Origin of the sequence: Sulfuricella denitrificans skB26 (genome assembly GCF_000297055.2) — a bacterium.
GTDB lineage: Bacteria > Pseudomonadota > Gammaproteobacteria > Burkholderiales > Sulfuricellaceae > Sulfuricella > Sulfuricella denitrificans.
Window position 1 is genome coordinate 972,645 of the sequence record NC_022357.1, and the last position, 13,372, is coordinate 986,016.

7 protein-coding genes are annotated in these 13,372 nt (G+C 57.2%); 5 read left to right on the forward strand and 2 right to left on the reverse strand.

All coding sequences use genetic code 11. The annotated features are described in order from the left end of the window. The first annotated feature begins 163 nt into the window (after window positions 1-163). Window positions 164-2,077 carry a molecular chaperone HtpG gene (gene htpG / locus SCD_RS04795; protein WP_009206247.1) on the forward strand — a complete coding sequence of 638 codons (1,914 nt, stop codon included), beginning with the start codon at window positions 164-166 and terminating at the stop codon, window positions 2,075-2,077. Here the strand turns inward: htpG and SCD_RS04800 are convergent. Further along, the gene (locus tag SCD_RS04800; RefSeq protein WP_051338773.1) at window positions 2,074-2,667 is read right to left on the reverse strand and encodes an NUDIX hydrolase; all 594 of its coding nucleotides are present in this window, start codon (window positions 2,665-2,667) and stop codon (window positions 2,074-2,076) included. The genes htpG and SCD_RS04800 overlap by 4 nt on opposite strands. A 494-nt stretch (window positions 2,668-3,161) precedes the next feature. Here SCD_RS04800 and SCD_RS04805 point away from each other — a divergent pair, with 494 nt between their 5' ends. Then, window positions 3,162-3,818 (forward strand): surface-adhesin E family protein, encoded by a 657-nt coding sequence (locus SCD_RS04805; protein ID WP_148290739.1) that lies wholly within the window; start codon window positions 3,162-3,164, stop codon window positions 3,816-3,818. Window positions 3,819-3,874: 56 nt separating this feature from the next. Here the strand turns inward: SCD_RS04805 and SCD_RS04810 are convergent, their stop codons facing one another. Next, window positions 3,875-5,170, reverse strand: a complete 1,296-nt coding sequence (locus SCD_RS04810; RefSeq protein WP_009206244.1) for an NAD(P)-binding domain-containing protein — start codon at window positions 5,168-5,170, stop codon at window positions 3,875-3,877. A 214-nt stretch (window positions 5,171-5,384) separates the two neighbouring features. On the opposite strand from SCD_RS04810, the gene SCD_RS15600 reads away from it, so the two are divergent. The 3 genes from SCD_RS15600 (at window position 5,385) to SCD_RS15605 (ending at window position 13,333) form a co-directional block, all read left to right on the forward strand. After that, entirely contained in the window at window positions 5,385-6,299 is a 915-nt protein-coding gene (locus SCD_RS15600) for a hypothetical protein (RefSeq protein ID WP_148290740.1), read from the forward strand. Continuing rightward, on the forward strand, window positions 6,274-8,097 hold the full coding sequence (locus SCD_RS04820; protein ID WP_009206242.1) for a cytochrome c3 family protein: 1,824 nt from the start codon (window positions 6,274-6,276) through the stop codon (window positions 8,095-8,097). Before SCD_RS15600 ends, SCD_RS04820 begins: the two co-directional genes overlap by 26 nt. A gap of 244 nt (window positions 8,098-8,341) precedes the next feature. After that, window positions 8,342-13,333: a cytochrome c3 family protein gene (locus tag SCD_RS15605; protein WP_148290741.1), complete on the forward strand. Its 4,992-nt coding sequence runs from the start codon at window positions 8,342-8,344 to the stop codon at window positions 13,331-13,333. The last annotated feature ends 39 nt before the right edge of the window (window positions 13,334-13,372 follow it).

The following is a 13,372-nucleotide window of genomic DNA, read 5'->3' on the forward strand; positions in this document are numbered from 1 at the left end:
AGGGTCTAGTTGTTGCCCCGGCACAGCATGGTATCCCCCCGACGTGAAAACCATCATCGGCCTGTTCTGGGCGGAGAAGCTCATACGTAATGAATGGGCCTCTTGAATTTTCTGCGTCAGCCCCTATTCAGGTTAGGGTTTTCGCAACTGGAGAAAAAATAATATGACCACCGTAGAAGCACACAAGGAAACACTGGGTTTCCAGACAGAAGTCCGTCAGCTACTCAAGCTGATGATCCATTCACTCTACAGCAACAAGGAAATTTGCCTGCGCGAGCTGATTTCCAATGCCTCGGATGCTGCTGACAAGTTGCGCTTCGAGGCGCTCGCCGACGATGCAATGTTCGAAGGTGATTCGAGCCTGAAGATTCGCATCAGCCAGGACAAGGCGGCGCGCACCATCACCATTTCCGATAACGGTATTGGTATGTCGCGTCAGGAAGTGATCGAGCATATCGGCACCATCGCCAAATCCGGCACGCGCCAGTTCTTCGACGCGCTAAGCGGCGACCAGGCCAAGGATGCCAACCTGATCGGCCAGTTCGGCGTAGGCTTCTACTCCGCTTTTATCGTGGCCGACAAGGTTACGCTGATCACCCGACGTGCCGGGCTGACTGCCGAGCATGGCGTACGCTGGGAATCCGCCGGCGAGGGCGACTACACTCTGGAAACGGTGGAGAAGGCTGGTCGAGGCACCGATGTTATCCTGCATCTGCGCGAGGGTGAGGACGATCTGCTCGACAGCTGGCGCATCAAGAGCATCATCAAGAAGTATTCCGACCACATCACCCTGCCGATCCTGATGCAGAAGGAAGAATGGGATGCCGACAAGCAGGAAAACAGCATCACCGAAGAGGATGAAACGGTGAATCGCGCCAGTGCGTTGTGGGCAAGACCGAAGAGCGAAGTGACTGCCGAGGAATACGAAGAGTTCTACAAGCATGTGGCGCATGATTTTGAAGCGCCGCTGGCCTACACCCACAGCAAGGTCGAGGGCAAGCAGGAGTACACCCAGCTGCTCTACATCCCGGCACGCGCCCCGTTCGACCTGTGGGACCGTGAAGTACGTCATGGAATCAAGTTGTACGTGCGTCGGGTGTTTATCATGGATGACGCCGAACAGTTGATGCCGCGCTACCTGCGCTTCGTGCGCGGGGTGATCGACTCCAACGATCTGCCGCTCAACGTCTCGCGCGAGATCCTCCAGCACAGCAAGGATATCGACAGTATTCGCGCTGGATCGGTGAAGAAGGTGCTAGGCCTGCTTGACGACTTGGCTGAGAACGACAAGGAAAAGTACGCCAAATTCTGGGGCGAGTTCGGCAAGGCGATCAAGGAAGGCGTCGGCGAGGATCATGCCAACAAGGAGCGTATCGCCAAGCTGCTGCGCTTTGCTTCGACCCATGCCGATACTGCCGAGCAGAGTGTTTCTTTTGCCGACTATATCGGTCGCATGAAGGAGGGGCAGGACAAGATCTACTACGTTACCGCCGACAGCTTCGCCGCCGCGAAAAACAGCCCGCATCTGGAAATATTCCGGAAAAAAGGCATCGAAGTGCTGTTGCTTTCGGAGCGAGTGGACGAGTGGATGCTGTCGCACCTAACTGAGTTCAACGGCAAAACGCTGCAGTCGGTGGCGAAGGGCGAACTCGATCTGGGCAAGCTGGAAGACGAGGCCGAGAAGCAGGAGCAGGAAAAGGAAGCCGGTGAGTTCAAGGCGCTGATCGAGCAGGTCAAGGAAGTGCTCGGCGACAAGGTCAAGGAAGTGCGCATTACCCATCGCCTGACCAGTTCCCCGGCATGCCTGGTGGCCGATGCCCACGACCTGGGCGGAAATCTGGCCAGAATGCTGAAATCCATGGGGCAGGAAGCGCCTCAGACCCAGCCGATTCTGGAGATCAATCCACACCATCCGCTCGTGCAGAAGCTAAAGGGCGAGGCGGGAAGCGAACGCTTCGGAGACTGGAGTCACATTCTGTTCGACCAGGCTTTGCTGGCCGAAGGGGGGCAACTGGACGATCCTACTGCCTTCGTGCAGCGTCTTAACGGCCTGTTGCTGGCGATGGCGGGTAGTTAGCCACCCTCAGGTGCTAGTCCGGAGTTAAGGGGCGCCTCGGGCGCCCTTTTTTTATCCAGCGGCAAGGTGATGTCGCCGACGTGCAGCTCGAAAACACCGCGACGCCGATCTTCGAAGTAATGTTTCAGGGTGTTGCGGACGCTGGAAAAGGCCAGGTTATCCCAGGGGATGTCCGCTTCGCTGAAGAGTGCGACTTCCAGGCTCTCGCTGCCCGGCCTGAAGTCGAGGTCGAGCAGGCGACTGCGAAAGAACAGATGCACCTGGCTGATGTGCGGGATGTTGTAGAGCGCATAGAGCGCGGCGATTTCCACACGGGCGTGCGCCTCCTCCGCCGTTTCGCGCGCTGCGGCTTGAGTCGTGGTTTCGTTGTTTTCCATGAAGCCTGCCGGCAGGGTCCAGAACCCATGACGCGGTTCGATGGCACGACGACACAACAGAATCTTGTCCTCCCATTCGGGGATCGCGCCGACGACCATTTTCGGATTCTCGTAATGGATGGCGCCGCAGTTGCCGCACATGTGGCGCGGCAGATGCTCTCCGGGTGGAATTCTCAGCTCCACTTTGGCGCCGCAATGGCTGCAATAATTCATCATTTGAAGTTACCAAAAAAAGCAGCGGATGGAAAGCGGTTGGGTTCCTGCGGCTTTTGCACAATTACTGTGGATAACTTTGTGGAGAACTTGTTTTAATCATCCTTAAGTGTCTTGCGGGTAAGGAATTTTGTTGCGAAGCTCAATAATTCAACTATAAATTAAATACATAAAATCAATATGTTAAGTAAATATATACTGACATCATGGGTTTAGCCGCCAATCCACATCCATCCTCTGCAAAGAGTGAATTAATTGTAGATAAAGGGCGTATTCCTGTCATCGACAACCGCTTAATTGGTAACTGTTTTTTTGGCATAATTAAACTTATCACGATTTCGGTCGATAACCATGGAACGATTGTCTGAATGGATATGCGTCAGGCTTTCTGATGCACCATTAAGAAAAAAGCAGGAATTGCCTCTCACCACGAAACCCTCTCCTCAATCCTCTCCCGCAAGCGGGCGAGGAGGCTAACGTAAAAGGCACTGGTAATGAATTGGCAGGATATGCTCATATTGAAGAGATGCATGAAAACATCATTGCGATCTGTGCTGATGGTAGCGTTTTTGATATTCCCGCCTGGAGCCGAGGCGGCTGTGTGGTCGTCGATCGTATCCAATGAACAAATGCGTGCCGAGATCGATATTGCAAGTTTGCTGCGTCAGGGAAACATCGTGACGGCTTGGGACAGGGAAGTTTACGCTGCGCTGGAGCAGGCGCGGCCAGGCGATTTCTACTTCAAGTCGGCAAAGTCCCTGATGCGCTACAATTGCAGCGGCCGCACCGCAGATTTGCTGATGAAGGTGTATTACGCTGAGGATGGTAGCGAGATTACAACTATTACTGCCAGTTACTACGGCAAGCCGAATTACGTGATTCCCGATACTGAAGGCGAAAAAAAATTCGAGCACGCCTGCCAGTATAAAAAGCCAGAGGAAAAGAAGCTTGTCACCGTAACCAGGAAGAAGAGCGAAAAATCGAAAGAGACCGATAAAACCGCCGCCATGTCGGCCAAGGAAGTTACATCTGGCGACAAGGCTAAACCCGCAGCGCCAGAAAATCCTGTCAAACCTCCTCCACGGTCCTTGCCAATTCTCAAGCCATCTGGAACCTTGCCCAAACCGGCTGGGGATTCCGGTAAAGGATAGTCCCGGAAAACACGTGGCATATCGCGGTGGGGTTGGCGAGTTAAGTCTTCCGCAAATCAGGTTCCGTAGCGTGCATCCACCTGGATGCCGATTTTCTTCAGCATCGGTGTCGGCAATTCCCCCCCCGCGCAGACGATAATTGCATCGTTGGGCAGTTCGATCGCCTCGTCGCCCTTGGCCAGGATGACCTTATCGGCCTCGATTTTTTTCACGGTGGTTTCCATGATCTGCTGGATGCGCTGGCCGGCGACCGCCTCTTCCAGTCGCGCCCGGTTTTTCGGTTTGACGCGGTCGAACGCTTTGCCACGGTAGCACAGGGTGACTGTAGTGTCCGGTTCTGCGCTGATGTCGAGCGCGGCTTCCAGGGCGCTGTCGCCGCCTCCGACAACCAGCACATGTTGTCCGCGATACTGATCTGCTTCGATCAGGCGATAAACCACCTTGGGCTGGTCCTCGCCCTCTGCGCCCAGCTTGCGCGGGGTGCCGCGGCGACCGATGGCGAGCAGGATGTTGCCGGTCCGGTACCGGTCCTTGCTGGTCCTGACCGTGAATCCGTCGTCTTCCTGGATGATCTCTTCCATGCGTTCGCTGAAGCGGACGTTGGGTTGGGCCTTGTCGAGCACGCCCCGCCAGATCTCCATCAATTCTTCCTTGCTGACTTCGCGCACCTTGATTTCGCCCACCAGCGGCAGTTTCATCGGTGCTGTCATCACCAGCTTGTTGCGCGGGTAGTGGTAGGTTGTTCCGCCCAGGGAGTCTTCCTGTTCGACGGTCACGTAGCGCAATCCCGCCTCTTTTGCGGCCAGGGAGGCGGAAATGCCGGCCGGTCCGGCACCGATGATGACGAGATCGAATTCGGCATTGCTGCGGGGTCGTTTGACGATGGTGCCCACGGCCTGGGTGCCTTGCTTGATGGCGTTGCGGATCAGCCCCATGCCGCCGAGTTCCCCGGCGATGAAGATGCCGGGTACATTGGTTTCGAATTCGGGGGTGACCTGGGGGATGTCCATGCCGCGTTTAGCCGTGCCGAAGACTAATTTGATGGCACCGACCGGGCAGGATGGCGCACAGGCGCCGTGTCCTATGCAATGTGAGGGGTTAATCAGAGTCCCTTTGCCGTTGATGACCCCGAGGGCCTTTTCCGGGCAGGCACGAACACAGGCGCCGGATCCGATGCAGATCGAGAGATCAACAACCGGGTGCAGGGAAGGCGGTTCGGTCAGGCCGGTTTCCACGGCTTCCCTGAGGATTTCAGCGTGAGCGCAGGATTTCTTACGGACCCCGCGCAGGTGCAGCTTGATGGAGACGAGTACCAGTAATGCCGGGACCAGATAGTAGATGAGTTCTGACATGGATTAAACGTTCGCTCTCTCTGTATGGGTGATGTCCTGTCGATGACATGACGAATTTGTGGTTCTAGTCAGCGTGGATATATTACCTTATCATCGCGCCTTTCAAAGGCGATCATTGCCATTGTGTAATCCAACGATGAATTGACCTTCGCTACAATGCGCTCGTGAAATGGCCCGCTATGGGCGTCAGAATCAGGGTTTTAGCTGGAGGAAAATGCCAAGTACAAGCGCACTCGGTCCCACGACTGTGATCTCGATGAAAGGGGCTGCCAAGTCTGGAACCGAAACGGTGCTCCGCTGGGTCTGGCGTTCTTCGATCGTTCTGCTGGTTGTTCTGCTACTGGTGCTGGCCTGGCTGGTGGCCTTCGGTAATCTCTTTAAACCCGGCTCGGATCTGGGTTACAACCTTGGCCTGGCTGGCGGGTTGATGATGCTGAGCCTGCTGCTTTATCCTTTACGCAAGCGTGTTCGCGCCCTGGATCGCCTGGGACGCATGGAAACCTGGTTCCGTTACCACATGTTCATGGGTATCGGTGGCCCCGTTCTGATCCTTTTCCACTCCACCTTCAAGACCGGTTCGATGAACGCCACCATTGCGTTGACTGCCATGTTGCTCGTGGCTCTGAGCGGGGTGGTGGGGCGTTTTGTTTACCGCCACATCCACCGCGGACTGTATGGCAGGGAGTTGACTCTGGCAGAGCTTGAGGCAGAGTTCAAGGATCGCCAGGAGAGCATCGACTCGGTTTTTGAACTGCAACCGAATATCGAGCAAAGACTCAAGGAATTCCATCAGTTGGCTTTCGCTGAGCTCGACAGCACGTCACAGCGTATCTGGCGTTTTATGACTTTGCAGCATAAGGGTAAAAGCCTGTCTCGCAGCATCCGCCACGACGCTAAAAAAGTCCTGGCAGATGAAGCCAAGAAGCAGAACTGGCCCTACGCCCAGCTCATCCTCAATTACAGCTTGGCCAAGCGGCAGATTGATGACTATGTTTATGCCATTATCCGGCTCGCTCAGATATCCAGTTGGACCAAGCTGTTCTCGCTCTGGCATATCGCACATGTTCCCTTCATTTATATGCTGCTTTTCAGCGGGATCGTTCATGTTGTTGCGGTTCATCTTTACTAGCCTGTTGTTCTTGCTGGCCAGCTATGCTGGCGTTGCCTCCGCTGACCTTTACGAAAAGGCGTTGATGCCGGGCGAGGTGATCCAGGGGCATGCCAAATACGAATTGGAGTGCAACAAATGCCACTTGCGCTTCGATAAGGGGGCGCAGGTACGGCTGTGCATGGACTGCCACAAGGATATTGCCGCTGACGTCACCGCCAAGATGCACCTGCATGGCAGCCTTGAAGACCATGCCTGTCGTAACTGCCACACCGAACATAAAGGGCGTAATGCCCGATTGGCGGCGATCGACAAGAACAAATTCGACCATAGCCGAACCGGCTTCCGGCTCAACGGCGCTCACAAGGACATCCAGTTAAAATGTGAAAGTTGCCACAAGCCGAAGGCCAAGTTTCGGGATGCTTCCAGGCTGTGCAACGATTGCCACAAGAAGGACGATCAGGAAAAAGGACACAAGGGTAAGTTGGGCACGAAGTGCGAGAGTTGCCACAACGACAAGAACTGGAAAGAGGCAAAATTCGACCACGAGAAAACTAAGTTTTCGCTACTGGGCGGGAAACATGCCGAGGTCGAGTGCAAGGCGTGCCACGCTGACAAGACTTATCAGCAGACACCACTGACCTGCAATGGCTGCCACAAAAAGGATGACCAGGAAAAAGGTCACAAGGGCCGCTACGGGTCGAAGTGCGAATCCTGCCACAACGACAAGGGGTGGAAGGAACTCATTTTCAATCACGACCGGGACACCCATTACGCATTGAAGGGCAAGCACCAGCAGGCCAAATGCAACACTTGCCACTTGCCGGAAAAAGGCGCGCTTTACCAGCAGCAGAAGCTGCCGACCAAGTGCATTGCCTGCCACAAGAAGGACGAACAGGAAAAAGGGCATCGCGGCGGCCTGGGCGAGAAATGCGAGTCCTGCCATAACGAGCGCGGCTGGAAGAATTCAAACTTCGATCATGACAATACGCATTTTGTGCTGCGCGACAAACACAAGGATGCCAAGTGCGACACCTGCCACAAGGGCGGCGTTTCCGGCCCGAATGCCAAGCTGAAGGTGGATAAGGAATGCGTGGCTTGTCATCGCAAGAACGACGACGACAAAGGCCACAAGGGCCGCTATGGTCCGAAATGCGAGACTTGTCATACGGCCAAGGACTGGAAGAGCAGTACCTTCAATCATGATCGTGAAACAAAGTATCCCCTCAAGGGCAAACACGTCGAGACCAAGTGCGATGCTTGTCATACGCCCGAGAAGGGGCCGGTTTATAACAAGACCAGGCTGGCGAACCAGTGCATTGCCTGTCACCGCAAGGATGACAAGCACAAGGGCCAGCTAGGCAACAAGTGCGAAAGCTGCCACAACGAGAAGCGCTGGCAGGATGCCCCTTACGACCACAACAAGTCGCGCTTCCCGCTGACCGGCAGCCACGCCAGGGCGGAGTGCAAAAAGTGTCATCAGACCCCCGCATTCCACGATGCGCCGTCAGCCTGCAATGCCTGTCACGAGAAAGAAGACAAGCACAAAGGCCGCTTCGGCATCAAGTGCGAGGCTTGCCATTACACCGGCACCTGGAAATCCTGGGATTTCGATCATGGAACCACGCGTTTTGCGCTGGATGGCGGGCACACCAAAGTAGCCTGCTACGACTGCCACAAGGAGCCCACAGGCAGCCAGAGCAAGACGAGCAGGGCCTGTGTCAGTTGCCACCTCAAGGATGATGTGCATGATGGCGGCTTCAGCGGTCAATGCGAGCGCTGCCATGTGACGAGCAACTGGAAAAAAGTACGGAGGTAGAAGGCGGGCAGTGGCTAACTTCTTCAGTTCGTATGGAAAATCAGGATATTCCACTCCAGATTACACAAGGTTAACGATGTTTTCCTGATATTTGTCATAGAATCGCTCAAAATTTGAAGGTGTAACTCACGTGTCATGCCCTGACGGTTGAGGAGAACCCCATGAAGAGCCCTATGACTTATAAAAAATAATCGTTAACGGTCTGGTTCGGCAGTTGGCCCCGTTGGTCTTTCTTGTGCTGGCCATGATCATTTCTGGTCTGGTGTTGGCGGAGACCCCGGCGGCCAGCGGCTTATCCTTCAACCACAATGCGACGGGCTTTTTTCTGGATGGCGCTCACGCCAGGCAAACCTGCGAATCCTGCCATACCCAGGGCCTGTTCCGAGGCACTCCCCGCGATTGTGCAACCTGCCACCGTCCCGGCGGGCGGGCGACCGGAAAGCCGGCGATGCATATTCCGACCACCGCTGCCTGCGATTCCTGTCACCTGAACATCAGCTGGACACCATCCAATTTCCAGCACCGGACAACTCAGGGAATTGTTCAGGGCGCATGCAATACCTGTCATAACGGCAGTACGGCCACCGGCAAGCCGGCCAGGCACCTGCCGACGAACGCCTCTTGCGATTCATGTCATAAAACCACGTCCTGGCTGCCTGCCGGATATACCCATGCCCTGGTCGCTCCCGGTACCTGTGCCTCCTGCCATAACGGAACACGCGCCACCGGCAAGCCATCTGCCCACATTCCCACCTCGGCTTCCTGCGATTCGTGCCATGCTGCCGGCGTGTCTTTTGCGCCGATCTCCGTTGGCGTGAGCGGGATGCATGCCAACATGACGGGCCCCGTTGCGACCGGGAATTGCTCCAGTTGTCACAGCGGCGCTTTTCATTCGCAGAATGCCCAGTCCAAGCCGGCTACCCATATCCCCACGACGGCCCAGTGCGATACTTGCCACAGTTCGACGACTTCGTGGGCAACTGCGGCCAAGCCTGATCATGCGGCGATAAGCCCGACCGTTTCCGGGCGCTGTTCGGATTGCCATAACGGCGTTAGCGCACTAGGAAAACCCACGACCCATATTCCGACCTCCAAGCAGTGCGATAGCTGCCACACCAATTTCTCGGCTTTCAAGCCGACGCAAATGAATCACGTTGGCACGGTGGGGCAGTGTTCAAGCTGCCATAGCGGTTCCTATAATTTTGCCAATGCGCAATCGAAGCCCAACGTGCACATTCCGACCACGGCACAGTGCGATTCCTGCCACGTCAGCGGTTTCATCACCTGGTCGCCAGCCGCGATGAACCATGCGGGCATGACGGGCAAGTGCTCGACCTGCCACAGCGGGGTTTTCCTGTCCCAGAACGCCCAGACCAAACCGGTCACCCACATCGGCACGACCGCCCAGTGCGATACCTGCCATAGTTCCACGGCCTCCTGGGCGACGGCCACCTTCAATCACGCAGCGGCGACTCCCGCAGTTGCCGGTCGTTGCGCCAGCTGCCATAACAGCGTTTCGGCGCTGGGCAAGCCGTCATCCCATATCCCCACCGGTGCGCAATGCGACAGTTGCCACGCCAACTTCACCGCCTTCAAGCCGGCCCAGATGAACCACAGCGGCCTGACCGGCCAGTGTTCGACCTGCCACAATGGGTCGTATCTTTTCTCCAATGCGCTGACGCGCCCGATCAATCACATTCCCAGCATTGCCCAGTGCGACACCTGCCACGTCAGCGGTTTCGTCAACTGGAGTCCCGCGACCATGAACCACCGCGGCCTGAATGGCCTGTGTTCTGCCTGTCACAGCGGTGCCTATCTCGCCCAGAATGCCCAGATGAAGCCGGTGACGCACGTCAGCACCAGCGCGCAGTGCGATACCTGCCACACCTCCACGATTTCCTGGGCAACGGCTGTTTATGCGCACGATGCCAGCGCCAGCGGCCAGTGTTCTACTTGCCACAACGGCGCAACGGCGCTGGGCAAGCCGACCAACCACATCCCCACCAGCGCGCAGTGCGATACCTGCCACACCGGTTTCTCTGCTTTCAGGCCGGCGCGGATGAGCCATGCGGGAACGTCCGGTCAATGTTCAACCTGCCATAGCGGCAGCTATGTATACGCCAATGCGCTGGCCAGACCGATCAACCATATTCCGACCATTTCCCAGTGCGATACCTGCCACACCGGCGGCTTTGTCGCCTGGTCGCCATCGGTAATGAGCCATACGGGTCTGCAGGGTTCGTGCTCTAACTGCCATAGCGGCGCTTTCATTGCGCAGAATGCGCAGATCAAGACCCCTACCCATATTCCGACTACGGCCCAGTGCGATACCTGTCACAATTCGACCGTCAGCTGGGCGACCGGCACCTTCAATCATGCCGCTGCCTCGCCTGCGGTTGCTGGCCGATGCGCGACCTGCCACAACGGCACGTCAGCCCTGGGTAAACCGACAAATCACATTCCGACCACGGCCCAGTGCGATACCTGTCACACCAACACCACCGCTTTTGCGCCGGCGAGCATGAGCCATGGCAACACCACCGGGCCGGTCGCTACCGGCAACTGTTCGAGCTGTCATGGCGGAACCTATCTGGCAGCCAATGCCCTGACCAAAACGCCTACCCATATTACGACCACGGCTCAATGCGATACCTGCCACAAGTCGACGACGACCTGGGCCGGCGCTACCTACATCCACGCCGCCACGGCAACCGGTAACTGCTCGAGCTGCCACAACGGCGCAACCGTGCTCGGCAAGCCGGCAACGCATATTCCCTCCAGCGCACAGTGCGATGCCTGCCATACCAATTACACCGCCTTCAAGCCGGCAAGGATGAATCACACCGGGCTGACCGGACAGTGCACGACCTGCCATACCGGGTCCTACTCGGCCGTCAATGCACTGAGCAAGCCGGCGATCCATATCCCGACCGGTGCGCAGTGCGATGTCTGTCACGTGAACGGCTTCACCGCCTTCGCGCCCGGTGTCATGAGCCATGCCGGCACGAACTCTCCGGTTGCGGCGGGCAACTGTTCCACCTGCCACACTGGCGCCTACATCGCCCAGAATGCGCAGATCAAGACGCCAACCCATATATCGACAGCCGCTCAGTGCGACACCTGCCACAGCTCGACCACCTCCTGGGCGACAGCCACGTTCAACCATGCCGCGGCGACCCCGCCGGTTGCCGGCCGCTGCTCCAGCTGCCATAACGGCACCAATGCCCTCGGCAAACCGACCAACCATATTCCCTCAGCGGCCCAGTGCGATACCTGCCATAGCGGTTTCGTCGCCTTTGCGCCGGGGCTGATGAACCATGGCGGCACCAGCGGTCCGGCGGCTGCCGGCAATTGCGCTACCTGCCACGGCGGGGCCTATGTCGCCATCAACGCACAAGCCAAGACGGCGACGCATATCCCGACCACGCAATCCTGCGATACCTGTCACTCCACCGTGGCCTGGAAGCCTACCAGCTATTCGCACCAGGGCGTCGTGGCCGGCACCTGTGCAAGTTGCCACAACGGGTCGGCTGCGCTCGGCAAGACGCCGGCCCATTTGCCGACCAGCGCTTCATGTGATGCTTGCCATACCAATTACAACGCCTTCGCCCCGGCCAAGATGAACCATGCCGGATCGACCGGACCGCTTGTGGCTAATAACTGCTCGACCTGCCACACCGGGGCTTACCTGGCGCTGAATGCCCAAGTCAAGCCGGCCACTCACGTCAGTACCACGGCGCAATGCGACACCTGCCACAAGTCGACGGTGACCTGGGCCACCGCTATTTATACCCATGATGCCAGCGCGATCGGCCAGTGCTCGACCTGTCACAACGGAATGACCGCTCTGGGTAAGCCGACCACGCATATTCCAACCTCCGCGCAGTGCTCCACCTGCCATAACAACTACAACACCTTCCGGCCTGCCACGATGAGCCACACTGCGACGACGGGGCCGGTCGCCGTCGGCAACTGCTCGACTTGCCACAACGGCAGTTACATCGCAGTCAATGCGCTGTCCAAGCCGGCAACGCACATCCCGACGACCTCCCAGTGCGACAGCTGCCATACTCGCGGTTACGCGGCCTGGTCGCCGTCGGTGATGAATCACGCCGGGCTGACCGGCCAGTGCTCGACCTGCCACAGCGGCGCCTATATCGCCCAGAACGCGCAGACCAAGACCCCGACTCATATTCCGACCACTTCTCAGTGCGATACTTGCCATAACTCGACCATAACCTGGGCGACCGCGACCTTCAATCACGCCACCGCGAGCCCGCCTGCTACCGGCCGCTGCTCGACCTGTCATAACGGCACCAACGCCCTGGGCAAACCTTCCGTCCATATCCCCTCTACGGCGCAGTGCGACACTTGCCACAAGAATTACACAGCTTTTGCCCCGGGGGTGATGAGCCATACCCTTACAACGGGACCCACTGCAACCGGAAACTGTGCGACCTGCCATAACGGCGCCTACGCTGCCGTCAACGCTCAGGCCAAGAATGCCACGCATATTCCGACGACCCAGTCCTGCGACGCTTGCCATACGACAACTGCCTGGAAGCCCACCAGCTTTGCCCACGTCGGGGTTGTGACGGGTACCTGCGCCAATTGCCACAACAACGTCAATGCCAGCGGCAAGTCGACTCCGCATATCCCGACGACCCAGTCCTGCGATGCCTGCCATCGGACCGGACTTTCCTGGCTGCCGCTGATCACGCCGTATTCGCATACCGGTGTCCCTTCTACCGGTTGCAGCAACTGTCATAGCAGCGCTTATCCCAATATCGACGTAAAGCCGGCCAGCCACTTGCCCACGACGGCGGCGTGCGAGTCTTGCCACCATAGCTTTTCCATCTGGTTGCCTGCGACCTACAACCATTCTGGCGTCGTGACGGGAACCTGCCAGACCTGCCATGGCGGTTCCTACGCCAATGTTATGACAAAACCATCCAACCACATTCCGACGATCACTCCGGCCGGGATGCCGGGTAATGAGTGTTCCAAGTGCCACAGCAGCACCACGTCCTTTGCCGTGGAGAGAATGAATCATGGCACCATGCAGACCTCCTGCATTACTTGCCACGAGTCTTCCCCTACCTACCTGGGGAGCATGACGAAAGTTCTTCGTACGACGAATCACCACGGTACGAACGCGGTTGGAAAAGATTGCTCATCGAGCGGATGCCATAAGCCGCTGGGCTCTAAAGGCAGCACTTACACAAAATGGAACTGATGTCGTCCCAAGTATTTTTCGGGAGCGGACTGGTCGTGA

What these genes read in the sequence shown, in the direction of transcription:
- htpG (WP_009206247.1), top strand. Translation starts at nt 164, where the DNA reads ATGACCACCGTAGAAGCACACAAGGAAACACTGGGTTTCCAGACAGAA.
- SCD_RS15605 (WP_148290741.1), top strand. Translation starts at nt 8,342, where the DNA reads ATGATCATTTCTGGTCTGGTGTTGGCGGAGACCCCGGCGGCCAGCGGC.
- SCD_RS04810 (WP_009206244.1), bottom strand. Translation starts at nt 5,170, where the DNA reads ATGTCAGAACTCATCTACTATCTGGTCCCGGCATTACTGGTACTCGTC.
- SCD_RS04820 (WP_009206242.1), top strand. Translation starts at nt 6,274, where the DNA reads ATGTTGTTGCGGTTCATCTTTACTAGCCTGTTGTTCTTGCTGGCCAGC.
- SCD_RS04805 (WP_148290739.1), top strand. Translation starts at nt 3,162, where the DNA reads ATGAATTGGCAGGATATGCTCATATTGAAGAGATGCATGAAAACATCA.
- SCD_RS04800 (WP_051338773.1), bottom strand. Translation starts at nt 2,667, where the DNA reads ATGAATTATTGCAGCCATTGCGGCGCCAAAGTGGAGCTGAGAATTCCA.
- SCD_RS15600 (WP_148290740.1), top strand. Translation starts at nt 5,385, where the DNA reads ATGCCAAGTACAAGCGCACTCGGTCCCACGACTGTGATCTCGATGAAA.